This is a genomic window from Streptomyces ziwulingensis, from assembly GCF_039542605.1.
Lineage (GTDB): Bacteria > Actinomycetota > Actinomycetes > Streptomycetales > Streptomycetaceae > Streptomyces > Streptomyces ziwulingensis.
In genome coordinates this window covers 144,868-167,676 of record NZ_BAABIG010000061.1, presented here as the reverse complement: position 1 = coordinate 167,676, position 22,809 = coordinate 144,868, and the positions used below count along the sequence as shown (strand labels likewise).

The 22,809-nt window shown below is 70.1% G+C and carries 21 protein-coding genes and 1 riboswitch; of the genes, 19 read left to right on the top strand and 2 right to left on the bottom strand.

The window, feature by feature from the left end; all coding sequences use genetic code 11:
• The first annotated feature begins 146 nt into the window (after nt 1-146).
• From clsA to ABEB00_RS27750, 10 genes are all read left to right on the top strand, one after another.
• Entirely contained in the window at nt 147-755 is a 609-nt protein-coding gene (gene clsA, locus ABEB00_RS27795; RefSeq protein WP_345623149.1) for a cardiolipin synthase ClsA, read from the top strand.
• 114 nt (nt 756-869) lie between these two features.
• Entirely contained in the window at nt 870-3,365 is a 2,496-nt protein-coding gene (locus ABEB00_RS27790) for a sugar phosphate nucleotidyltransferase (RefSeq protein WP_345623147.1), read from the top strand.
• 165 nt (nt 3,366-3,530) lie between these two features.
• A complete protein-coding gene (locus tag ABEB00_RS27785; RefSeq protein WP_345623145.1) occupies nt 3,531-4,367 on the top strand; it encodes a DUF881 domain-containing protein in 837 nt (278 codons plus the stop codon).
• Entirely contained in the window at nt 4,364-4,696 is a 333-nt protein-coding gene (locus ABEB00_RS27780; RefSeq protein WP_003977440.1) for a small basic family protein, read from the top strand. The genes ABEB00_RS27785 and ABEB00_RS27780 overlap by 4 nt, the downstream gene beginning before the upstream one ends.
• Before the next feature lie 5 nt (nt 4,697-4,701).
• The gene (locus ABEB00_RS27775; protein ID WP_345623142.1) at nt 4,702-5,538 is read left to right on the top strand and encodes a DUF881 domain-containing protein; all 837 of its coding nucleotides are present in this window, start codon (nt 4,702-4,704) and stop codon (nt 5,536-5,538) included.
• A gap of 460 nt (nt 5,539-5,998) precedes the next feature.
• Nucleotides 5,999-6,535 (top strand): FHA domain-containing protein, encoded by a 537-nt coding sequence (locus ABEB00_RS27770; RefSeq protein WP_345623140.1) that lies wholly within the window; start codon nt 5,999-6,001, stop codon nt 6,533-6,535.
• A gap of 44 nt (nt 6,536-6,579) precedes the next feature.
• Nucleotides 6,580-7,317 (top strand): transcriptional regulator FtsR, encoded by a 738-nt coding sequence (gene ftsR / locus ABEB00_RS27765; RefSeq protein WP_345623138.1) that lies wholly within the window; start codon nt 6,580-6,582, stop codon nt 7,315-7,317.
• 85 nt (nt 7,318-7,402) lie between these two features.
• The gene (locus ABEB00_RS27760) at nt 7,403-7,876 is read left to right on the top strand and encodes a bifunctional nuclease family protein (RefSeq protein WP_093771173.1); all 474 of its coding nucleotides are present in this window, start codon (nt 7,403-7,405) and stop codon (nt 7,874-7,876) included.
• A gap of 160 nt (nt 7,877-8,036) precedes the next feature.
• The gene (locus ABEB00_RS27755; protein ID WP_345623133.1) at nt 8,037-8,720 is read left to right on the top strand and encodes a MerR family transcriptional regulator; all 684 of its coding nucleotides are present in this window, start codon (nt 8,037-8,039) and stop codon (nt 8,718-8,720) included.
• A 71-nt stretch (nt 8,721-8,791) separates the two neighbouring features.
• Nucleotides 8,792-10,339 (top strand): DNA polymerase IV, encoded by a 1,548-nt coding sequence (locus ABEB00_RS27750; protein ID WP_345623132.1) that lies wholly within the window; start codon nt 8,792-8,794, stop codon nt 10,337-10,339.
• Here ABEB00_RS27750 and ABEB00_RS27745 read toward each other — a convergent pair.
• Nucleotides 10,258-10,632 carry a PRC-barrel domain-containing protein gene (locus tag ABEB00_RS27745; protein ID WP_345623131.1) on the bottom strand — a complete coding sequence of 125 codons (375 nt, stop codon included), beginning with the start codon at nt 10,630-10,632 and terminating at the stop codon, nt 10,258-10,260. The genes ABEB00_RS27750 and ABEB00_RS27745 overlap by 82 nt on opposite strands.
• 126 nt (nt 10,633-10,758) lie before the next feature.
• A riboswitch (glycine riboswitch) is annotated at nt 10,759-10,854 on the top strand.
• 171 nt (nt 10,855-11,025) lie between these two features.
• On the opposite strand from ABEB00_RS27745, the gene gcvP reads away from it, so the two are divergent.
• The 9 genes from gcvP (at nt 11,026) to ABEB00_RS27700 (ending at nt 22,392) form a co-directional block, all read left to right on the top strand.
• Nucleotides 11,026-13,911: an aminomethyl-transferring glycine dehydrogenase gene (gene gcvP / locus ABEB00_RS27740; protein ID WP_345623129.1), complete on the top strand. Its 2,886-nt coding sequence runs from the start codon at nt 11,026-11,028 to the stop codon at nt 13,909-13,911.
• 187 nt (nt 13,912-14,098) lie between these two features.
• Nucleotides 14,099-14,221, top strand: coding sequence for a hypothetical protein (locus ABEB00_RS27735; protein WP_345623127.1), 123 nt, complete (start codon nt 14,099-14,101; stop codon nt 14,219-14,221).
• Nucleotides 14,218-14,307, top strand: coding sequence for a K(+)-transporting ATPase subunit F (kdpF, locus tag ABEB00_RS27730; protein WP_009326374.1), 90 nt, complete (start codon nt 14,218-14,220; stop codon nt 14,305-14,307). The genes ABEB00_RS27735 and kdpF overlap by 4 nt, the downstream gene beginning before the upstream one ends.
• Before the next feature lie 7 nt (nt 14,308-14,314).
• A complete protein-coding gene (gene kdpA, locus ABEB00_RS27725; RefSeq protein WP_345623125.1) occupies nt 14,315-15,976 on the top strand; it encodes a potassium-transporting ATPase subunit KdpA in 1,662 nt (553 codons plus the stop codon).
• Nucleotides 15,977-16,104: 128 nt separating this feature from the next.
• Nucleotides 16,105-18,195 carry a potassium-transporting ATPase subunit KdpB gene (kdpB, locus tag ABEB00_RS27720; protein ID WP_345623158.1) on the top strand — a complete coding sequence of 697 codons (2,091 nt, stop codon included), beginning with the start codon at nt 16,105-16,107 and terminating at the stop codon, nt 18,193-18,195.
• Between the two features lie 5 nt (nt 18,196-18,200).
• Nucleotides 18,201-18,869, top strand: a complete 669-nt coding sequence (locus ABEB00_RS27715) for a potassium-transporting ATPase subunit C (RefSeq protein ID WP_345623123.1) — start codon at nt 18,201-18,203, stop codon at nt 18,867-18,869.
• A 350-nt stretch (nt 18,870-19,219) separates the two neighbouring features.
• Entirely contained in the window at nt 19,220-20,515 is a 1,296-nt protein-coding gene (locus ABEB00_RS27710; protein ID WP_345623121.1) for an extracellular solute-binding protein, read from the top strand.
• A gap of 6 nt (nt 20,516-20,521) precedes the next feature.
• Nucleotides 20,522-21,526 carry a carbohydrate ABC transporter permease gene (locus tag ABEB00_RS27705; RefSeq protein ID WP_345623120.1) on the top strand — a complete coding sequence of 335 codons (1,005 nt, stop codon included), beginning with the start codon at nt 20,522-20,524 and terminating at the stop codon, nt 21,524-21,526.
• On the top strand, nt 21,523-22,392 hold the full coding sequence (locus tag ABEB00_RS27700) for a carbohydrate ABC transporter permease (protein WP_425586578.1): 870 nt from the start codon (nt 21,523-21,525) through the stop codon (nt 22,390-22,392). Before ABEB00_RS27705 ends, ABEB00_RS27700 begins: the two co-directional genes overlap by 4 nt.
• A 204-nt stretch (nt 22,393-22,596) precedes the next feature.
• Here the strand turns inward: ABEB00_RS27700 and ABEB00_RS27695 are convergent, their stop codons facing one another.
• Nucleotides 22,597-22,803 (bottom strand): DUF5999 family protein, encoded by a 207-nt coding sequence (locus ABEB00_RS27695; protein ID WP_345623119.1) that lies wholly within the window; start codon nt 22,801-22,803, stop codon nt 22,597-22,599.
• Nucleotides 22,804-22,809 lie beyond the last annotated feature (6 nt).

The window sequence follows — 22,809 nt, the reverse complement described above, 5'->3', positions numbered from 1 at the left end:
GCAGGGGGGACCCTGTGGGAGAGTAGGACGCCGCCGAACTTCTTTTAGAGCTCCGGCTCTTGGGCACCAGCCCAAGAGCCGGAGCTTTTTTGCGTTGAGGTAGGGTCAGGGAGCATTGTCGGCTCTTTCCTCCAGGAGGCTCCCGGGTGGAGGTCCAGGAGACCCGCGTACAGACGGACCGGGTCCTCACCATCCCGAACATCCTCAGCATGGCCCGCCTCGTCGGCGTGCCCCTCTTCCTGTGGCTCATTCTCAGGCCGGAGTTCGGCGGCCCGAAGAGCGACGGCTGGGCGCTGTTGGTGCTGGCCCTGAGCGGCATCAGCGACTACCTGGACGGCAAGCTCGCCCGGCGGTGGAACCAGATCAGCAGCCTCGGCCGGCTGCTCGACCCCGCCGCGGACCGGCTCTACATTCTGTCCACGCTGATCGGACTCACCTGGCGCGAGATCCTGCCGCTGTGGTTGACCGCTGCACTTCTCGCGCGGGAGCTGGTCCTGCTGGTCATGGTGGGCATCCTGCGACGCCACGGCTATCCGCCGCCGCAGGTGAACTTCCTCGGGAAGGCGGCCACGTTCAACCTCATGTACGCCTTCCCGCTGCTGCTGCTCAGTGACGGAAGCGGTTGGATCTCGTCACTCGCAGCTATTTTCGGATGGGCGTTCGCCGGATGGGGTACAACGCTGTATTGGTGGGCAGGAGTCCTCTACGTGGTTCAGGTCCGCCGCTTGGTCTGTGCGGACACCATGGCCGATTGAACTCGCTGACTGTGCGGCCGTAACGGCCCCCGATGGCCCGTGCTCGAAAAGTGCGGGACAATCGAGGCGGGTGAAGTCGGCTAGATCCGTCTCTTAGAGGAGGACGCTTCCGACATGAAGGCCGTAGTGATGGCCGGTGGCGAGGGCACACGCCTTCGTCCTATGACCTCGAGCATGCCCAAGCCGCTCCTGCCGGTGGCCAACCGGCCGATCATGGAGCACGTGCTGCGGCTGCTCAAAAGGCACGGGCTGAACGAGACCGTTGTCACCGTGCAGTTCCTGGCCTCTCTGGTCAAGAACTACTTCGGTGACGGTGAAGAGCTCGGAATGGAGCTCACCTATGCCAATGAGGAGAAGCCACTCGGTACCGCCGGAAGCGTCAAGAACGCCGAAGAGGCGTTGAAGGACGATGCCTTCGTCGTTATCTCCGGTGACGCCCTGACCGACTTCGACCTCACCGAGCTGATCAACTTCCACAAGGAGAAGGGCGCGCTCGTCACCGTCTGTCTGACGCGAGTGCCCAACCCGCTGGAGTTCGGCATCACCATCGTCGACGAAGAGGGCAAGGTCGAGCGCTTCCTGGAGAAGCCGACCTGGGGCCAGGTCTTCTCCGACACGGTGAACACCGGTATCTACGTCATGGAGCCCGAGGTCTTCGACTACGTCGAGGCCGATGTCTCCGTCGACTGGTCCGGCGACGTCTTCCCGCAGTTGATGAAGGAAGGCAAGCCCATCTACGGCTACATCGCCGAGGGCTACTGGGAAGACGTCGGTACCCACGAAAGCTACGTGAAGGCGCAGGCCGACGTCCTTGAGGGCAAGGTCGACGTCGATCTCGACGGCTTCGAGATCTCCCCCGGCGTATGGGTGGCGGAGGGAGCCGAGGTACATCCCGACGCCGTACTGCGCGGACCCCTGTACATCGGCGACTACGCCAAGGTCGAGGCCGGTGCCGAGATCCGCGAGCACACCGTCATCGGCTCGAACGTCGTCGTGAAGACCGGGGCGTTCCTCCACAAGGCCGTCGTGCACGACAACGTGTACGTGGGACCGCACAGCAACCTGCGCGGCTGCGTCGTCGGCAAGAACACCGACATCATGCGCGCGGCGCGGATCGAGGACGGCGCCGTCATCGGCGACGAATGCCTGGTCGGCGAGGAATCCATCGTCCAGGGGAACGTACGGGTCTACCCGTTCAAGACGGTCGAGGCCGGCGCCTTCGTCAACAACTCGGTCATCTGGGAATCCCGCGGCCAGGCGCACCTCTTCGGTGCCAGGGGCGTGTCCGGAATCCTGAACGTCGAGATCACTCCCGAACTCGCCGTCCGCCTGGCCGGCGCCTACGCGACCACGCTGAAGAAGGGCTCCACGGTCACCACGGCCCGCGACCACTCCCGTGGTGCGCGTGCGCTCAAGCGCGCGGTGATCTCGGCCCTGCAGACCAGCGCCATCGACGTACGCGACCTGGAGAACGTGCCGCTGCCGGTGGCACGGCAGCAGACCGCGCGGGGAAGCGCCGGCGGCATCATGATCCGTACGACGCCCGGGGTGCCGGACTCCGTCGACATCATGTTCTTCGACAGCCAGGGCGCCGACCTGTCGCAGGGCAGCCAGCGCAAGCTGGACCGGGTGTTCGCCCGCCAGGAGTACCGGCGCGCGTTCCCCGGTGAGATCGGTGACCTGCACTTCCCGTCCAGCGTGTTCGACTCGTACACCGGGTCGCTGCTGCGCAACATCGACACGGCGGGGATCAAGGAATCGGGCCTCAAGGTCGTCGTCGACGCGTCGAACGGCAGTGCGGGACTCGTCCTGCCCAGCCTGCTCGGCAAGCTGGGCGTCGACTCGCTGACCATCAATCCCGGTCTCGACGAGTCCCGGCCCACCGAGTCGGCCGAGATGCGGCGCTCCGGGCTGGTCCGGCTCGGCGAGATCGTGGCCTCCTCGCGGGCGGCCTTCGGCGTGCGGTTCGACCCGGTCGGTGAGCGGCTCTCGCTCGTCGACGAGAAGGGCCGGATCATCGAGGACGACCGTGCCCTCCTGGTGCTGCTGGACCTGATCGCCGCGGAGCGGCGCAGCGGGCGCGTGGCGCTGCCGGTGACCACCACCCGGATCGCCGAGCAGGTGGCGGCGTACCACGGCACCCAGGTGGAGTGGACCACCACCTCTCCCGACGACCTCACGCGGGTCGGCGGCGAGGAGGGGACGATCTTCGGCGGTGACGGCAAGGGCGGATTCATCGTCCCCGAGTTCAGCAGCGTCTACGACGGCACCGCGGCCTTCGTACGGCTGATCGGGCTCGTGGCGCGGACCCAGCTCACACTGAGCCAGATCGACGCCCGCATCCCGAAGGCACACGTCCTCAAGCGTGACCTGGCCACCCCGTGGGCCGTCAAGGGCCTCGTGATGCGCCGGGTGGTGGAGGAGGCGGGAGACCGCTCCGTGGACACCACCGACGGTGTGCGGGTGGTGGAGGCCGACGGGCGCTGGGTCATGGTGCTGCCGGACCCGGCCGAGGCGGTCACCCACCTGTGGGCGGAAGGCCCCGACGACGCCTCCGCGCAGGCGCTGCTCGACGAGTGGGCGGGCGTAGTGGACAGCGCGGGGCGGTAACAGCCCGCACGGCGGCGTGCCGGACAAGCCTCCCCAAGGGGGCCTGTCCGGCACGCCGGTGGGGCCGTTCGGTCGCAGCGCCCGTGGCGTGCGACGATGTGCGGCATGCCGCAGCAACCCCCCGTTCGGAGCACACCCACGCGGCCTCCGCGCCCGGACGCGTCCATGTCGCTGCTCACCAACGTCATGGACCACAGCCTCGACGACGGCTACGCCCAAGCGGCGGAGCGCAGGCGGGCCGAAGGCTCCGGCGGGATGCCGAAGACCCTCCGGGCCAAGCTCGGCCTCGCCGCAGGACTGGTGCTCGCGGCCCTCGTGGTCACCGTCGGGGCGGCCCAGGCGCGGATCGCGGCGCCGGCCGCGGCCAAGGAGCGCGAGGAACTCATCGACCGCATCGACGAGGAGACCTCGGCGGCGGACGGGCTGGAGAAGGACGTCGACCGGCTCCGCGGGGACGTCGGAACCCGCCAGCGCGAGGCGCTGCGGCACAGCGGGGACGGCGACCCGAGCGACCTGGTGGCCGTCCTGTCAGGGGCGGTCGCGGTGCGCGGCCCCGGGGTGAGGCTCGTCGTGAACGACGCCAAGGACGTCGCCACGGGAGGTGACGGAGAGGCGCGTGGGACGTCCGGCTTCTCCGACACCGGACGGGTGCGCGACCGTGACATGCAGCGCGTGGTCAACGGGCTGTGGGCGGCGGGCGCCGAGGCGGTCACCGTCAACGGGCAGCGGCTGACCGCGCTGTCCGCGATCAGGGCCGCGGGTGACGCGATACTGGTCGACAACAAGCCGCTGGTGCCGCCGTACACGGTGCTCGCCGTGGGGGACGGGCAGCGGCTCAGCACGCGGTTCCAGAACGGCTCCGACGGGCTGTACCTGCACGCGTTGCAGGAGAGCTACGGCATTCGGACCGGCATCTCCGTCGAGGACGACCTCCGGCTGCCGGCCGCACCGAGTGTGATCGTACGTACCGCACAACCGAAAACCGAGAAGGGCACATCGTGATCGCCGTACTGGGCCTCGTCGTGGGAGTCGTGGCCGGGCTGTTGGTCCGGCCGGAGGTTCCGGCGGCCGTCGAGCCCTATCTTCCGATCGCCGTGGTGGCGGCGCTGGACGCCGTCTTCGGAGGGCTGCGGGCCATGCTCGACGGCATCTTCGACGACAAGGTCTTCGTGGTGTCGTTCCTGTCGAACGTCGTCGTCGCCGCGCTGATCGTCTTCCTGGGCGACAAGTTGGGCGTCGGCGCCCAGCTCTCCACAGGTGTCGTGGTCGTGCTCGGCATCCGCATCTTCTCCAACGCCGCGGCGATCCGCCGGCACGTCTTCCGGGCGTGAGGCCGATGAGCGACCACGGAGAGCACGGGCGGCACAGTCTCCGCGCCGAACTGCCCGCGGAGGTGGTGCCCACGCCGCCCGACGGGGCCGGCGAGCCGGTGCCGCCGGCGCGGAACGGGGAGACCGGGCGGCAGCGGCTGGTGCGGGGGCTGTGGCCGCCGCGCGTCACCCGGGCCCAACTGATCGTCGCCCTGCTGCTTTTCGGGCTCGGCTTCGGGCTGGCCGTGCAGGTGGCCTCCAACAGCGACGGTGACAGCGCGCTGCGCGGCGCACGACAGGAGGATCTGGTCCGCATCCTCGATGAACTCGACGACCGTACGCAGCGTCTTGAGGACGAGAAGCAGGGTCTCGAGAAGCAGCGGGACGAGCTGGAGAACAGCTCCGACCAGGCCGAGGAGGCCCGTAAGCAGACGATCGAGAAAGAGCGGCAACTCGGTGTGCTGGCGGGCACCGTGGCCGCGCAGGGGCCCGGCATCACGATGAGCATCCAGGACCCGGAAGGGGCGGTCGAGGCGGACATGCTGCTCGACGCGATCCAGGAGCTGCGCGCCGCCGGTGCGGAGGCGATCCAGGTGAACGGCGTGCGGGTGGTCGCGGGGACCTATCTGACGGATGCGTCCGACGCCGTGAGCGTCGACGGGAACCAGATCGACGCGCCGTATCGTTTCAAGGTCATCGGCAAGCCGCAGGACCTCGAACCGGCACTCAACATCCCTGGAGGCGTGGTGCAGACCCTGGAGAAGGAACAGGCCACCGCTACTGTTGAGCGGTCGAGCAAGATCATTGTGGACGCCTTGCGAGCGGCGGAGCGGCCTGACTACGCTCGGTCGTCCTCCCGGTGAACCGGCGGTGCATGGCCGTCGCGCGACGGGGGCATGAGCTTGCGGGGGGTCGGCGCACCGATTGGGTGGTGCGTGGTGGAAACTGTCTGGTGGCGACGGACGTTGTGAGGATGTCCGGGTCGATCAGTAGGTTCAGTCAGGGTTCGTCCTGCCCCACGGGCGGGTCTGTTTCGGTCAAGGGGAAGCGCCCGTGAAGTTGTTTGCGAAGTTGTTCGGCAAGAGCGCGCGAGATGGCGGGGAGAACGCGACCGCTCGCCACCGCGCGCAGCCCGACGCGGAGGGCCATCGGCCCCTGTTCCGGGACCAGGTGGGTGGTCAGGGCGCGCCGTCTGTTGACCCCTCTCAGTCCGGCGGCATAGGTTTCGGGCAACCGTCGACCTCAAGTACGGGTGGAGGGTTCGCCCCCGGACCGTACGCGTCCAATGCCCCGGCGGGGCAGCCGCCGCAGGAGGATCCGTCCATGTCGGCCCTGGTCTGTACGAGGTGCGGCAACCGCAACGCGGAGAACAGCCGCTTCTGCTCCAACTGCGGCGCCCCGCTGCGGCCCGGGGCGACCCCGGAGCGTGCCTCGGAGACGACGTCCACGATCTCGATCTCCGGCCTGGAGGCGTACGACTCCGAGGTCACCGGCCAGACGCCGATGCCGACGCTCTCCCCGGAGGCGCAGGCCGCCGTGGAGGCGCTCCCGCTGGGGTCCGCCCTGCTGGTCGTGCGCCGGGGGCCGAACTCGGGCAGCCGCTTCCTGCTGGACGGTGAGCTGACCACGGCCGGGCGCCACCCGCAGAGCGACATCTTCCTGGACGACGTGACGGTCTCCCGTCGGCACGTGGAGTTCCGCCGGCAGCCGGACGGGTCGTTCACCGTCGCCGACGTGGGCAGCCTGAACGGTACGTACGTCAACCGCGAGCGTATCGACTCCGTCGCCCTGTCCAACGGCGACGAGGTGCAGATCGGCAAGTACCGGCTGGTGTTCTACGCGAGCCAGCGGGGCTACTGACCTCCCGGGCTCACCGTCCGGGGGCACATCCCCAGGGAAGGTCCATGCTGCAAACACCGAGTGGCGGTGCCGGGCACGGCGCCGCCGCCACGGACGGTGGCCTGGTGAGCATCGGCACAGTGCTCAATGTGCTGCGCGACGAGTTCCCCGACATCACGATCTCCAAGATCCGTTTTCTGGAGTCGGAGGGGCTCGTCGACCCGCGGCGGACCCCGGCGGGGTATCGCAAGTTCAGCGCCCACGACGTGGAGCGTCTCGGCCATGTGCTGCGGATGCAGCGGGATCACTATCTGCCGCTGAAGGTGATCCGTGAGCACCTGGACGCCATGGAGCGCGGTGAGGCGGTGAAGCTGCCGACGCTGGGCCGGCAGCGCGACGGCGAGGCGGCGCCGGAGACTCCCCAGGTGCCCGCCGTGGCGCGGATCGGCCGCGCGGAGCTGCTCGCCGCGGCCGGGATAGAGGAACGGCAGCTCGACGAGTGGGAGTCGTACGGGCTCATCGCCCCGCTGCCCGACGGCGCCTACGACGCGGAGACCACCACGGTGGCCGCACTCGTGGTGGAACTGGGACGCTTCGGTATCGAGCCCCGCCATCTGCGGGTGATGAAAGCCGCCGCGGACCGGGAGGCGGGCCTGGTGGACCAGGTGGTGGCGCCGCTCAAGCGGCACCGGAATCCGCAGACCAGGGCCCACGCGGAGGCCCGTACGAAGGAACTGGCGGGCCTCGCGGTGAAGCTGCACGCGGCGCTGGTGCAGACCGCTCTCGGGGTCCGGCTGCCCTGATCGGGGGCAGTGCCGAAGGCTTGGATCGGTCACCCGTTCCCGGCCCGACTACCCAAACGTCCCGGGCACGGCCTAGGGTTGCTGTGTGAACGAGCTCGATGTCGTAGGTGTCCGGGTCGAGATGCCCTCCAACCAACCGATCGTGCTGCTGCGTGAAGTGGGAGGCGACCGTTACCTCCCGATCTGGATCGGACCGGGGGAGGCGACGGCGATCGCCTTCGCCCAGCAGGGCATGGCTCCCGCGCGCCCGCTGACCCACGACCTGTTCAAGGACGTGCTGGAGGCCGTCGGCCAGGAGCTCAGCGAAGTGCGGATCACGGACCTGCGCGAGGGGGTCTTCTACGCCGAGCTGGTCTTCGCCAGCGGGGTCGAGGTGAGTGCGCGGCCGTCCGACGCCATAGCGCTCGCGCTGCGCACCGGGACCCCGATCTACGGCAGTGACACGGTGCTCGACGACGCCGGCATCGCGATCCCCGACGAGCAGGAGGACGAGGTGGAGAAGTTCCGCGAGTTCCTCGACCAGATCTCGCCCGAGGACTTCGGCACCAGCAATCAGTGAGGGGCGTCCGCCGGGCACATCCGGCTAGCCTTTCCCCACGATGAGGCACGGTAAACCACTCGTAGGGTGATTATCACTCGGCGTGGCGAGTGTGGCGATCGTTGACGCACCGTTGGTGACTGCCTACCGTCGAGGAGGCAGGTCAAGGACGGAGGTCGGCGTGAGAAGCAGCGGCGACGGTACGGTGGGGGGTGCCCCCGGACGCGGTCTCGGGGCGAGCGGTCCGTACCCTCCCGGAAGCTCTCGGCTCCGGTCGGGCGGGGGCTATCCGCAGCAGAGCAGCGCGGCCGACCAGGCGCGGCAGCGACCGGCGGCGGTGCCGAGCGGAACAGAGGCGGCGCCCGTGGCGGCCCAGCAGATCGGCTATCGGGGGCCCACGGCCTGCGCGGCGGCCGGCATCACCTACCGCCAGCTCGACTACTGGGCCCGCACCGGGCTCGTCGAGCCGAGCGTGCGACCGGCCCACGGGTCCGGCACGCAGCGTCTGTACAGCTTCCACGACGTCGTCGTCCTCAAGATCGTGAAGCGGTTCCTCGACACGGGTGTGTCCCTGCAGAACATCCGCACCGCCGTCCAGCACCTCAGGGAGAGCGGCTTCCGCGATCTGGAGCGGACGACGCTGATGAGCGACGGTGCCACGGTCTACGAGTGCACCTCGCCCGACGAGGTGCACGCACTGCTCCAGGGCGGTCAGGGGATCTTCGGGATCGCCGTCGGCGTGGTGTGGCGGGACGTGGAGAGCGCGCTGTCCCAGTTGCACGGTGAGCGGGTCGACACGGGGGAGACCCTGATCGGGCAGAACCCGGCGGACGAACTGGCGCGCAGGCGCAACCGCGCGGTGTGAGGACCGCCGCGGACGTGATGCCCGGGGGCGTGGGCAGGGCATTGTCAGTGGTGTAGGGCAGCATCGGAGAGGTGAGAACCGCACCCACGATCCTCCATCTCGACATGGATGCCTTCTTCGCCTCGGTGGAGCAGGCGTCCAAGCCGAGCCTGCGCGGGAAGGCCGTCGTCGTGGGCGGGCTGGGGCCGCGGGGTGTGGTGGCCACCGCCTCCTACGAGGCCCGGGTCTTCGGCGTCCACTCCGCGATGCCGATGGGCCAGGCCCGGCGGCTCGCGCCCAACGCCGCCTACCTGGTGCCGCGCTTCGCGCTCTACCGGTCGATCAGCGAGCAGGTGATGACGTTGCTGGGGGCGCTGTCGCCGCTGGTGGAGCCGCTGAGCCTGGACGAGGCGTTCGTGGATCTGGAGGCCGGCGGGACGGCCTGGGACGCGGAGTCGGCCGAGCTGACCGGTGCCCGACTGCGGGCCGACATCCGGGCCGCGACCGGACTCACCGGCTCGGTCGGGCTCGCCGCCTCCAAGATGCTGGCCAAGATCGCCTCCGAGGCGGCGAAACCCGATGGGCTGGTGCTGATCGAGCCGGGTACCGAGCGGGCCCTGCTCGCGCCGATGTCCGTGCGGACGCTGCCCGGAGTCGGGCCGGCCACCGGCGACCACCTGCGGCGGGGTGGGATCACCACGATCGGGGAGATCGCCGAGGCGGGCGAGGACGAGCTGGTGCGGCTGCTGGGCAAGGCGCACGGCCACGCGCTGTACGCCATGGCGCTGGCGCACGACGAGCGCCCGGTGGTCGCCGAGCGGGAGGCGAAGTCGGTGTCCGTGGAGGACACCTACGACGTGGACATCCATGACCGGGTGCGGGTCGGCCTGGAGGTGCGGCGTCTCGCCGACCGGTGCGTGCGGCGGCTGCGCGCGGCGGGGCTGTCCGGACGGACCATCGTGCTCAAGGTGCGGCGGTACGACTTCTCCACCCTGACCCGCTCCGAGACGCTGCGCGGGCCCACGGACGATCCGGCGGTGATCGAGGAGGCGGCGGCGCGGTTGCTGGACGGGGTGGACACGACCGGGGGCGTACGGCTGCTCGGCGTGGGCGTGAGCGGGCTCGCCGACTACACACAGGAGGATCTCTTCGCCCAGGCGGCGGTCGGGGAACGGGAACGGGAGCGCGAACAGGAGAGAGAACGAGAGAGGGAGAGAGAACGGGAGCGGGAGAGAGAACGGGAGCGGGAGCGGGGAGCGGCGGGAGGTCCGGCCGGTCCGGCCGGCCCGGACGTGGACCGGCGTGCGCCCGTCGAGCCGCAGGCGCCGCCCGCCGAGCGGCGCTGGCCCTCGGGGCACGACGTGCGGCACGCGGTGTACGGGCACGGATGGGTGCAGGGCAGCGGGCTGGGGCGGGTCACCGTGCGCTTCGAGACCCCTGGTTCGCGGGAGCCGGGGCGGGTGCGCACCTTCCGGGTCGACGACGCCGAGCTGGAACCGGCCGAGCCGCTGCCGCTGGTGGCCGAGGAGCCGGCGCCACCGGCACCGGAGGAGGAGGGTCAGGTGGGTTCCTCGTGGCCGGCCAGCTTGCCGAAGTCCCGGTCGGGGGGCGGGGGAGGGGCGGCCACGTCGAGTCCGTAATGGTGGTAGAGCTGGATCTCCTGCTCCGGGGAGAGGTGGCGGCCGACGCCGAAGTCGGGGGCCTCCTTGATCAGGGACCGTTCGAAGGGGACCCGCAGGGCGCCCTCGACGAGTTCGCTGGGCTCCAGGGGCACGAACGCGTCCCTGCTGAACAGGCCGGTGCGCACGGCCGCCCACTCCGGGTCGCCGGTGGCGTCGTCGAGATAGACCTCGTCGATGGTGCCGATCCTGCTGCCGTCGCGGTCGAACGCCTTGCGGCCGATCAGATTGCGCGGATCGATGTCGGTACGCACGGGCCCTCCACATGGTCACGAACCATCCGGTAAATCATCCGTAAGCACTACAAAAGAGCACATTCGGGTGGACGGCCACTCGAAAGACCGTACGTCAATCGCGCTGGTACGCTGGCAAACGGCTGCTGACCCCGCGCGGGAGAGTCCTCCAGGCTTCATCGGAGGCGCCGAAGGAGCAACTCCTCCCCGGAATCTCTCAGGCACACGTACCGCATGGACGAGGTCACTCTGGAAAGCAGAGCGGGTGTCGACGGCTTCCGCTCTCACCGACGGGGAAAGCCGGCGGCCCTCGGGCGGCCGGTGAAGCTCTCAGGTCGCGATGACAGAGGGGGAGGCCGTCCGGGTACCCGAGTGGTGCCCCTCGAAGGTCGCGCAGACCAGGAGGCCCCCGCCATGACCGTTCACCGTACTCCGCTCTCCGAACTCGAACAGGGAACCCCGTTCGAGCAGCGTCACATCGGCCCCGACCACGAGGCCCGCGCCAAGATGCTCGCGCAGGTCGGATACGGCTCGCTCGACGAGCTCACGGCCGCCGCGGTGCCGGACGTGATCAAGAACGCCGACGCGCTGGACCTGCCGTCCGCGCGCACGGAGGCCGAGGTGCTGGCCGAGCTGCGCTCGCTCGCCGACCGCAACGAGGTCCTCGACTCCATGATCGGGCTCGGTTACCACGGCACGTTCACCCCGCCGGTGATCCTGCGCAACGTCATGGAGAACCCGGCCTGGTACACCGCCTACACGCCGTACCAGCCGGAGATCTCGCAGGGCCGTCTGGAGGCGCTGCTCAACTTCCAGACCATGGTCGCCGAGCTGACCGGTCTGCCCACCTCCGGTGCCTCGCTGCTCGACGAGTCCACCGCCGCCGCCGAGGCGATGGCGCTGTCGCGGCGCCTGGGCAAGAACAAGAAGGGCCTCTTCCTGGTCGACGCGGACGCGCTGCCGCAGACCGTCGCCGTGATCCGGACCCGCGCCGAACCGGCCGGTGTCGAGGTCGTCGTCGCCGACCTCGGCGAGGGCATCCCGGCCGAGGTCGCCGAGCGGGAGATCAACGGCGTCCTCCTCCAGTACCCGGGCGCCTCCGGTGCCGTACGCGACCTCAGGCCGGTCATCGACCGGGCGCACGAGCTGGGCGCCCTGGTCACCGTCGCCGCCGACCTGCTCGCGCTGACGCTGCTGAAGTCGCCCGGTGAGCTGGGCGCGGACATCGCGATCGGGACCACCCAGCGCTTCGGTGTGCCGATGGGCTTCGGCGGTCCGCACGCCGGCTACATGGCGGTCCGCGAGAAGATGGCCCGCAGCCTGCCCGGACGGCTGGTGGGCGTCTCGGTGGACGCCGACGGCAACCGCGCCTACCGGCTCGCGCTGCAGACCCGCGAGCAGCACATCCGCCGCGAGAAGGCCACCAGCAACATCTGCACCGCGCAGGTACTGCTCGCGGTGATGGCCGGAATGTACGCCGTCTACCACGGGCCGGACGGGCTGCGGGGCATCGCCCGGCGCACCCACCGGTACGCCTCCCTTCTCGCCGCGGGTCTCGCCGCCGGCGGTGTCGAGATCGTGCACGGCGACTACTTCGACACCGTCACCGCGCGGGTGCCGGGCCGGGCCGCCGAGATCGTCGGCGCCGCCCGCGAGAACGGCGTCAACCTGTGGCTCGTCGACGCCGACCACGTCTCCGTCGCCTGCGACGAGACCACCGCGCGCGCCCAGGTGGGCGGCGTGTGGAACGCGTTCGGTGTCGAGGGCGACATCGAGGCGCTGGACGGGACGGCCGGGGACGCGCTGCCCGAGGGGCTGCTGCGCACCGACGACTTCCTGACCCACCCCGTCTTCCACCAGTACCGCTCCGAGACCGCGATGCTGCGCTACCTGCGCCGCCTGGCCGACCGGGACTACGCGCTGGACCGCGGCATGATCCCGCTGGGCTCCTGCACCATGAAGCTCAACGCGACCACCGAGATGGAGCCGGTGACCTGGCCCGAGTTCGGGCAGCTCCACCCCTTCGTCCCGGCCGGGCAGGCGCAGGGCTACCTCACGCTCATCCGCGAGCTGGAGGAGCGTCTCGCCGAGGTCACCGGGTACGACAAGGTCTCGCTCCAGCCGAACGCCGGGTCGCAGGGCGAGCTGGCCGGTCTGCTCGCCGTCCGCGGCTACCACCGCGCCAACGGCGACGAGCAGCGGACCGTCTGCCTGATCCCGTCCTCCGCGCACGGCACCAACGCGGCCAGCGCCGTCATGGCCGGCATGAGGGTCGTCGTCGTGAAGACCGCCGGGGACGGCGAGATCGATGTCGAGGACCTGCGCGCCAAGATCGAGCAGTACCGCGACGAGCTGTCCGTGCTGATGATCACCTACCCGTCCACGCACGGCGTCTTCGAGGAGCACGTCGCCGACATCTGCGCCCAGGTGCACGAGGCGGGCGGCCAGGTCTACCTGGACGGCGCCAATCTCAACGCCCTGGTGGGACTCGCCAAGCCCGGTCACTTCGGCGGCGACGTCTCGCACCTGAACCTGCACAAGACGTTCTGCATCCCGCACGGCGGCGGCGGTCCCGGCGTCGGCCCGGTGGGCGTGCGCGCGCACCTGGCGCCGTATCTGCCCAACCACCCGCTCCAGCCCGCGGCCGGACCCCGGACGGGCGTGGGCCCCGTCTCGGCGGCTCCCTGGGGTTCGGCGGGCATCCTGCCGATCTCCTGGGCGTACGTGCGGCTGATGGGCGGCGAGGGGCTGAAGCGGGCCACCCAGGTGGCCGTGCTCTCCGCCAACTACGTGGCCAAGCGGCTGGAGCCGCACTACCCGGTGCTGTACACCGGGCCGGGCGGGCTGGTCGCGCACGAGTGCATCATCGACCTGCGCCCGCTGACCAAGGCGACCGGCGTGAGCGTCGACGACGTCGCCAAGCGGCTGATCGACTACGGCTTCCACGCGCCGACGATGTCGTTCCCGGTGGCCGGCACGCTGATGATCGAACCGACCGAGTCCGAGGACCTGAACGAGCTGGACCGGTTCTGCGACGCGATGATCGCCATCCGCGCGGAGATCGACAAGGTCGGTTCCGGCGCGTGGCCCGCGGACGACAACCCGCTGCGCGGCGCCCCGCACACCGCCGCGGCGCTGGGCGGCGAGTGGGAGCACGCCTACAGCCGCGCCGAGGCCGTCTTCCCGGCCGGGGTGTCGGCCGCCGACAAGTACTGGCCGCCGGTGCGCCGCATCGACCAGGCGTTCGGTGACCGGAACCTGGTCTGCTCGTGCCCGCCGCTGGACGCCTACGAGGACTGACCCACACCCCGAACACACCGGACATGACGGAGGGCCCCGCCCGCAGGCGGGGCCCTCCGTCATGTCCGGCGCCGAGACGGTTTCTGTCCGGCACCGAGGTCGTAAGAGAAGCGTCAAGGGCGTGCGGGATGCCGTATGGGAGGCGTCAAGGGCGGTCGGTTTCGGCCATCGAGGATGTTTTCTCGAAGTGTCCGAGTCTCATCGCACCTCACTCCAGGAGTTCACGATGGCCGATCTGGCCTTCGTCGTCACCACGCTCGCGGTCTTCGCGCTGGTGGCCCTCGTCGCCCAAGGGGTGACGAAGCTGTGACCGCCGAGAACGTCGTCGGCCTGGTCGTGGCCGTCGCCCTGCTGGGCTATCTCGTCCTCGCCCTGATCTTCCCGGAGAGGTTCTGAGAGCCACATGGGACCCGTACTCGCCGGCGTGCTCCAGTTGCTGGCCCTCGTGGCCGCGCTGGCACTCGTCCACATCCCGCTGGGCAACTACATGGCCCGGGTCTACTCCGCCACCCGGCATCTGCGGGTGGAGAGGTGGATCTACAAGGGCATCGGCGCCGATCCGGACACCGAGATGCGCTGGCCCGCGTATCTGCGCGGAGTGCTCGCCTTCTCGGTCGTCGGCGTCCTCTTCCTCTACCTGCTCCAGCGGCTCCAGGGCGTCCTGCCGGGTTCGCTCGGCTTCGACGCGGTGGCGCCCGCGCAGGCGTTCAACACGGCCGCGTCCTTCGTGTCCAACACCAACTGGCAGTCGTACTACGGCGAACAGACCATGGGCCACGTCGTGCAGACCGCCGGTCTGGCCGTGCAGAACTTCGTCTCGGCGGCCGTCGGCATGGCCGTCGCCGTCGCCCTGGTGCGGGGTTTCGCCCGCTCGCGCACCGGTGAGCTGGGCAACTTCTGGGCGGACCTGGTGCGCGGGGTGGTCCGGGTGCTGGTGCCGCTGGCCGTCGTCGGCGCGCTGGTCCTGGTCGCCTGCGGGGTGATCCAGAACTTCTCCGGCATCCACGAGGTCGGCCAGTTCCTGGGCGGCCCGCAGCAGTGGAACGGCGGCGCGGTCGCCTCGCAGGAGGCCATCAAGGAGCTGGGCACCAACGGCGGCGGCTACTTCAACGCCAACAGCGCCCACCCCTTCGAGAACCCCACGCCGTTCACCAACCTCTTCGAGATCTTCCTGATCCTGGTGATCCCGTGCTGCCTGACCCGCACCTTCGGGGTGCTGGTCGGTTCGGTGCGGCAGGGTTACGCGATCCTCGGCACGATGGCCACCGTCTGGGTCGGCTTCACCGCCCTGATGATGTGGACCGAGTTCGCCCACCACGGTCCGGCGCTGCAGGCCGCCGGCGGTGCGATGGAGGGCAAGGAGCTGCGCTTCGGGATCGGCGGGTCGTCGCTCTTCGCGGTGTCGACCACGCTGACGTCGACCGGCGCGGTGGACTCCTTCCACTCCTCCTTCACCGGGCTCGGCGGCGGCATCACGATGCTGGGCATGATGCTCGGCGAGATCGCGCCCGGCGGTGTCGGTTCAGGGCTCTACGGCATGCTCGTGATGGCGGTCATCGCGGTGTTCATCGCCGGTCTGATGGTCGGCCGCACCCCGGAGTACCTGGGCAAGAAGCTCGGCCCCCGCGAGATCAAACTGGCGGCCGTCTACATCCTCGTCACCCCGGCGCTGGTACTGGTCCTCAGCGCGCTCTCCATGGCGCTGCCGACCCCGCCGGACTCGATGCTCAACTCCGGCGCGCACGGCTTCTCCGAGATCCTGTACGCCTTCACCTCGGCCGCCAACAACAACGGCTCGGCCTTCGCGGGGCTGAACGCGAACACCGACTGGTTCAACACGATGACCGGACTCGCGATGCTGCTCGGCCGGTTCCTGCCGATGGTGTTCGTCCTGGCGCTGGCCGGTTCGCTGGCCCAGCAGCAGCCGGTGCCGGTCACGGCCGGAACGCTGCGTACGGAGAAGCCTCTGTTCACCGGGCTGCTGGTGGGCACGATCCTGATCATCACGGGTCTGACGTTCTTCCCGGTGCTCGCGCTGGGCCCGCTGGCCGAGGGGCTGTCCTGATGTCCGCCCGTACCGGAAGCAGCGACCCCGCCGGGACCACCACCCCTGCCGGGACCCCCGGGACCACCGCCCCCACCGAGCCCGCCCGCACCCAGAACGACCCTCGCAACCAGAAGCGTGAGGACTCCATGTCCGCAGCCACTCCGACCCGGGCGCCGCACGACGACGTCCCGGCCGCCCGGCAGCCCTCCGACAGCCGTGTCGGAGGGGGCCTGTTCGACCCCGCGCAGTTGGTCAGGGCGGTGCCCCAGGCGTTCCGCAAGCTCGATCCGCGGGTGCTGGCCAAGTCGCCCGTGATGTTCGTGGTGTGGATCGGCTCGGTGCTGACCACGGTGTTCTCCTTCACCGACCCGGGCGACTGGTTCGGCTGGACGATCAGCGGCTGGCTCTGGCTGACCGTGCTCTTCGCCAACCTCGCGGAGGCGGTCGCCGAGGGCCGCGGCAAGGCGCAGGCCGACACGCTGCGCAAGGCCAAGAGCGACACGGTGGCCCGCCGGGTGGACGGGACCGTGCTGCCCGGTACCGAGCTGCGCGTCGGTGACCTGGTGGTCTGCGAGGCCGGGGACATCGTCCCCGGCGACGGCGACGTGGTCGAGGGCGTGGCGTCCGTCGACGAGTCGGCGATCACCGGCGAGTCGGCACCCGTCATCCGCGAGTCCGGCGGTGACCGGTCCGCCGTCACCGGCGGCACCAAGGTCCTCTCCGACCGGATCGTCATCAGGATCACGACCGAGCCGGGAGAGACCTTCATCGACCGGATGATCAACCTGGTGGAGGGCGCGGCCCGGCAGAAGACGCCCAACGAGGTGGCGCTGAACATCCTGCTGGCCTCGCTGACCATCGTCTTCCTGCTGGCCTGCGCCACCCTGCCGCCGTTCGCCGCCCACGCCGGCAGCCGGCTGACGATGGTGGTGCTGGTGGCCCTGCTGGTCTGTCTGATCCCGACGACGATCGGCGCCCTGCTCTCCGCGATCGGCATCGCCGGCATGGACCGCCTGGTGCAGCGCAACGTGCTGGCCATGTCGGGCCGCGCGGTCGAGGCCGCCGGTGACGTCTCCACCCTGCTGCTGGACAAGACCGGCACCATCACCCTCGGCAACCGGCAGGCGGCCCGGTTCGCGCCGGTGCGCGGCACCACGGAAGCCGAGGTCGCCGACGCCGCCCAGCTCTCCTCCCTCGCCGACGAGACCCCCGAGGGCCGCTCGATCGTCGTCCTCGCCACGGAGAAGTACGGGCTGCGCGAACGCCACCAGGACGAACTGACGGGGGCCGAGTGGATCGAGTTCACCGCGCAGACCCGGATGTCGGGCGTGGACCTGGACGGGCGCAGGATACGTAAGGGCGCGGCCGGTTCGGTGATCGCCTGGGTGACCGAGCGCGGCGGTGCGGCCCCCCGGGACGCCCAGGAGCTGTCCGACGAGATCTCGCAGGCGGGCGGCACTCCGCTGCTCGTGGCGGTCGAGGACGCCCAGGGTGCGCGGGTGCTGGGCGTCATCCACCTGAAGGACGTCGTCAAGCAGGGCATGCGCGAGCGGTTCGAGGAACTGCGCCGCATGGGCATCAGGACGGTCATGATCACGGGTGACAACCCGCTGACGGCCAAGGCGATCGCCGACGAGGCCGGTGTGGACGACTTCCTCGCGGAGGCCACCCCCGAGGACAAGATGGCGCTGATCAAGCGGGAGCAGGCCGGCGGCAAGCTGGTCGCGATGACCGGCGACGGCACCAACGACGCGCCCGCGCTCGCGCAGGCCGACGTGGGCGTGGCGATGAACACCGGCACGTCGGCCGCGAAGGAGGCCGGCAACATGGTCGACCTCGACTCCGACCCGACCAAGCTGATCGAGATCGTCGAGATCGGCAAGCAGCTCCTCATCACCCGGGGCGCGCTGACCACGTTCTCCATCGCCAACGACGTGGCCAAGTACTTCGCGATCATCCCGGCGCTGTTCGCCGCGGTCTACCCGGGTCTGGACAAGCTCAACATCATGCGGCTGTCCTCGCCGGACTCGGCGATCCTCGCCGCGGTGATCTTCAACGCGCTGATCATCATCGCGCTGGTCCCCCTCGCCCTGCGCGGTGTGCGGTACCGGCCGATGAGCGCCGACCGGATGCTCCGCCGCAACCTCACGGTCTACGGCCTGGGCGGACTGATCGCCCCCTTCATCGGCATCAAGATCATCGACCTGCTCATCTCGCTCATCCCCGGGATCGCGTGAAGGACATGAACAACTCCCTGACCAACACCGCACGACTGCTCGGCGCGGGCCTGCGCGCCCTGCTCGTCCTCACCCTGGTGACCGGCGTCCTCTACCCCCTCGTCGTCACCGGCATCGCGCGGGGACTCTTCCCCGGCAAGGCCGACGGGTCCGAGGTGGAGGCGGGCGGCAAGGTCGTCGGCTCCTCGCTGATCGGCCAGCCGTACGACCTGCCGCTCAAGGACGGGCAGGAGACCCCCGAACCCGACCTGAAGTGGTTCCAGGGGCGCCCTGCCAACGGCCTGGGCAGCAACAGCCTCAACACCCGGTACGACCTGATCCTCTCCGGCGCCACCAACCTCGCCGCCGACAGCCCCGACCTCGTCCGGCAGGTCGAGGACGCCAGGGCCGCCGTCGTCGAGGACAACTCCGTACCCGGCTGGACCGTGGACCCGGCGGACATCCCGGCCGACGCCGTCACCTCCTCCGGTTCCGGACTCGACCCCGACATCTCCCCGGAGTACGCCGCACTCCAGGTCCACCGGGTCGCCCACCGGAACGGTCTGCCCGTCGCCCGGGTCGAGAGGCTGGTCGACGACAGCACGGAGGGCCGCACCCTCGGCTTCGTCGGTGAACCCCGCGTCAACGTGCTCGAACTGAACATCGGCCTTAAGGAGCTGGTCGCGAAGGGCTGAGCGGGCGGAACCACCCGCGCGAGACGCGAGCCACGAGACGCGAGATACAGAGCCGGCCGCTTCGGGGGACTTCCCCGGTGCGGTCGGCTCCCGCGCGTGCGGACGACGACGGCCGCCGACCAGGCAGGGGAATCGTAACGTTCGCTGATTCATCCGAAACTTTCGGTGCGCCGCTGGTCGTCAAGGGTGCGGTTGGCCCGAGTGTTCCCCGACTGCGGTGTGGCGGCGGCGGATTGGTCGTGCACAGGGGGTTGCCACCCTTCGAGCGCTGTCCTTAGGGTGCGGCAACAACGCAGCTTTCTGGATTTTCTCCGAAACTTTCGTACCCCCTCGCACCCAAGGAGCGCACCATGGGCGACCCGGCACTGTCCCGCCGCGGCTTCCTCGCGGCCTCGACCGCGGCCGGTCTGGGAATGACGGCACTGAGCGGCTGTGGCGGTGACTCGGACGGAGGGTCGTCGTCCGGGACGACCACCATCGAGTGGTGGAACATCTCCACCACCCAGCCGACGAAGGACGTGTGGGCCGCCCTCGCGAAGAAGTTCGAGGCGCGGAACCCCACGGTGAAGGTCAAGATCGTCCAACTGGAGAACGACGCCTACAAGTCGAAGATGACGGCGCTGATCGCCTCCGGGAAGCTCCCGGACATCTTCCACACCTGGGGCGGCGGGGTACTGAAGCAGCAGGTCGACGCGGGTCTGGTCGAGGAACTCGGTGACCGTACGAAGGGGTGGGCCGACGGCCTGCTGCCGGTCGCCAAGGAGCCGTACCTGATCGACGAGAAGGTGTACGGCATCCCGTTCGACATCGGGATGGTCGGCTTCTGGTATAACAAGGCGCTCTTCGAGAAGGCGGGCGTCACCACCCCGCCCGCCACCTGGAGCGGCTTCCTCGACGCCGTGCGCGCGCTGAAGTCCGAGAACGTCACGCCTCTCGCCCTGGCCGGCAAGGAGAAGTGGCCCGGCATGTACTACTGGGCGTACCTCGCGATGCGCGTCGCCGGCGCGGACGCCGTGCAGAAGGCCGCCGACGAGAAGGACTTCACCGGGCCCGAGTTCGTCGAGGCGGGCCGGAAGCTGAAGGAGCTGTCCGACCTCCGGCCGTTCCAGAAGGGCTTCCTGGGCGCCGCCTACTCCACCCCCACCGGCCAGGCCGCCACCGTCGGCAACGGCAAGGCGGCGATGGAGCTGATGGGGCAGTGGGCCCCGGTGGTGGAGGCGGACGCGGGCAAGGGCCTCGGGGACGGCCTCGGCTTCTTCCCGTTCCCCGCGGTCGAGGGCGGCAGGGGCGCGATCACCGAGGTGTTCGGCGGGGGCGGCGGACACGCCCTGCGCCGGGGCGCCCCGCAGGCCGCCGTCGACTTCCTGAAGTTCTTCGCCTCCGCCGCGAGCGACCGGGAACTGGTGAAGAAGACCGGTGTCCTGCCCGTGGTCCCGGCCGCGGAGAGCGCGCTGACCGACCCCAACCTCACCTCGGTGCAGCGCCAGTTGAAGGCGGCCACCGGCTTCCAGCTCTACCTGGACCAGGCGTACGCCCCCGCCGTCGGTCAGGAGGTCAACGACAGCGTCGCCGCGCTGCTGGCCGGCTCCAAGTCCGCGGAACAGGTCGCCGAGTCGATCACCAAGGTCGCCAAGGAAGCGCAGTAACCGCCGATGACCTCCACGTTCCTGCCGGACAAGCGGAGCGGCCCCGAGGCCGGCCGGCCGCCCGCGCCCACACCGCCCGGGGCCTCCCCGGGGCGGCGCCGGCGCCGGGTGTCGCACTGGCTCACCGCCGTCTCCTTCCAACTGCCCGCCCTGGTGCTGTTCCTCGTCCTCGTCCTGCTGCCGATCCTGTTCGCCCTGTACGCCGCCTTCTTCCGGTGGGGCGGCTTCGGCATGCCCTCCGACTACATCGGCACCGAGAACTTCACCCGGCTGCTCGACGACCCGGTCTTCCTCGGCGACCTGTGGCGCTGCCTGGTCCTGGTGGTCCTCTCCCTGGTGCTGCAACTGCCGTTCGCGCTCGCCATGGCGGTGCTGCTGAACCAGCGGATGCGGGGCCGGGCGGTGTACCGGATGCTGTTCTTCGCGCCCTACGTGCTGTCCGAGGCCATCACCGGTGTGCTGTTCGGCATGATCTTCGCCCCGGACGACGGCCTCGCCGACCAGGTGCTGGGCGGTGTCGGCCTCGACGGGCTCGGCGGGGAGTGGTTCGCCGACCCGTCGATGGTGATGGCGACCCTCTTCCTCGTGATGACGTGGAAGTACTTCGGCTTCCACATGATGCTGTACCTCGCCGGACTCCAGTCCATCCCGCGCGAGTTGCGGGAGGCGGCGCTCATCGACGGCGCGAACGCCTGGCAGCGGTTCCGCGGTGTCACCCTGCCGCTGCTCGCCCCCACCCTGCGGATCAGCGTCTTCCTGTCCGTCATCGGCGCCATCCAGCTCTTCGACCTGGTGTGGGTGGTCACCCAGGGCGGCCCCGACCACCACTCCGAGACGATGGCCGTGACCATGTTCCAGTTCGGCTTCAAGCGCTACCAGGTCGGCTACGCCAGCGCGATCAGCGTGGCCATGTTCGGTATCAGCCTCGTCTTCGCCCTCGCCTACCAGCGGTTCGTGCTCCGGCGCGACCTCCAGGGAGCCACCACGACCATGCGAGGAGGCGGCGGATGACCCTCACACAGAAGCGACCGCGTCACGGGCGCGACGGACGGGGCGGACGGGGGGTGCGGGGGCCGTCCCTCCACGCCCTGCTGACGCTCGTCGGCGCCGTCATGGCCGTACCGCTGCTGTACGCGGTGGTCTCCGGATTCAAGTCCACCGACCAGCTCTCCGGCAATCCGGTGGGCCTGCCCTCGCCCTGGGTGGCCTCCAACTACGCGGACATCCTCGGTTCGGGGACGTTCTGGCGGCTGGTCGGCAACAGCACGCTGATCGCGGTGGCGTCGACCGTGCTGGTGGTCGCGGTCTCGGCGCTCGCCGCGTTCTCCTTCGCCCGGTTCGCCTTCCGCGGGCGGGAGTTGCTGTTCACGGTCTTCACCATGGGGCTGATGTTCCCGTTCGCGGTGGCGGCGCTGCCGCTGTTCCTGCTGCTGCGGTCGATGGGGCTGCTGGACAACCCGCTCGGCGTGATCCTGCCGCAGGCCGCCTTCGGACTGCCGATGACCATCATCATCCTGCGGGGCTTCTTCCGGGAGATCCCCGGTGAGCTGGAGGAGGCGGCGACCCTGGACGGCTGCGGCCCGTTCGGCTTCTTCTGGCGGATCCTGCTGCCGATGGCCCGGCCCGCCCTCGGCACCGTCTCCGTCCTCGCGGTCGTCACGAGCTGGAACAACTTCTTCCTGCCGCTGCTGGTCTTCACCGACTCGACCTGGTGGACCATCCCGATCGGCGTCCAGCAGTTCCAGGGGCAGTACTCCGCCGACACCGCCCGGGTCTTCGCCTATCTGGTGCTGGCCATGGTCCCCGCCCTGGCCTTCTACTCCGTCGCCGAGCGCCAGCTCGTCGGCGGGCTCGCCGCGGGGGCCACCAAGGGCTGACCTGCGGCTACCCCGAGTGACCGGCCCCGGACACGCGGCGGGGCCGGTTCGCGCTCGGCGCGGCCGGCCCCAGGAGTGTTCCGGGCGGGGCGTGTCGCCGCCCGGCCGGTGCTCACGGCCTGCTGTCCGGATCGGGTCGCAGGGCATCGGCGGTGCCTGCCGATGCCGGTCCCCGCGGCCGCGGCGTGACCCGAACGGCAGGCGTCAGGCGGCGGTCATCACCTGGCCGGCCCCGAGGGGACGGTGCGGGGCGATGATCTGACCGTCCGGCAGGAGCTCACCGGTGTCCTCGAAGAGCAGGACGCCGTTGCACAGCAGGCTCCAGCCCTGCTCCGGGTGGTGCGCCGCGAGTCGGGCGGACTCCCGGTCGGCGGAGTCGGCGGAGGGGCACGATGGCTGATGCTGACACATGGAAGA

Excerpts from the sequence above, each read along its gene's own strand:
- ABEB00_RS27790 (WP_345623147.1), top strand. The coding sequence starts at position 870 with ATGAAGGCCGTAGTGATGGCCGGTGGCGAGGGCACACGCCTTCGTCCT.
- ABEB00_RS27785 (WP_345623145.1), top strand. The coding sequence starts at position 3,531 with ATGTCGCTGCTCACCAACGTCATGGACCACAGCCTCGACGACGGCTAC.
- ABEB00_RS27775 (WP_345623142.1), top strand. The coding sequence starts at position 4,702 with ATGAGCGACCACGGAGAGCACGGGCGGCACAGTCTCCGCGCCGAACTG.
- ABEB00_RS27770 (WP_345623140.1), top strand. The coding sequence starts at position 5,999 with ATGTCGGCCCTGGTCTGTACGAGGTGCGGCAACCGCAACGCGGAGAAC.
- ftsR (WP_345623138.1), top strand. The coding sequence starts at position 6,580 with ATGCTGCAAACACCGAGTGGCGGTGCCGGGCACGGCGCCGCCGCCACG.
- gcvP (WP_345623129.1), top strand. The coding sequence starts at position 11,026 with ATGACCGTTCACCGTACTCCGCTCTCCGAACTCGAACAGGGAACCCCG.
- kdpA (WP_345623125.1), top strand. The coding sequence starts at position 14,315 with ATGGGACCCGTACTCGCCGGCGTGCTCCAGTTGCTGGCCCTCGTGGCC.
- kdpB (WP_345623158.1), top strand. The coding sequence starts at position 16,105 with ATGTCCGCAGCCACTCCGACCCGGGCGCCGCACGACGACGTCCCGGCC.
- ABEB00_RS27715 (WP_345623123.1), top strand. The coding sequence starts at position 18,201 with ATGAACAACTCCCTGACCAACACCGCACGACTGCTCGGCGCGGGCCTG.
- ABEB00_RS27710 (WP_345623121.1), top strand. The coding sequence starts at position 19,220 with ATGGGCGACCCGGCACTGTCCCGCCGCGGCTTCCTCGCGGCCTCGACC.
- ABEB00_RS27705 (WP_345623120.1), top strand. The coding sequence starts at position 20,522 with ATGACCTCCACGTTCCTGCCGGACAAGCGGAGCGGCCCCGAGGCCGGC.
- ABEB00_RS27700 (WP_425586578.1), top strand. The coding sequence starts at position 21,523 with ATGACCCTCACACAGAAGCGACCGCGTCACGGGCGCGACGGACGGGGC.
- ABEB00_RS27695 (WP_345623119.1), bottom strand. The coding sequence starts at position 22,803 with ATGTGTCAGCATCAGCCATCGTGCCCCTCCGCCGACTCCGCCGACCGG.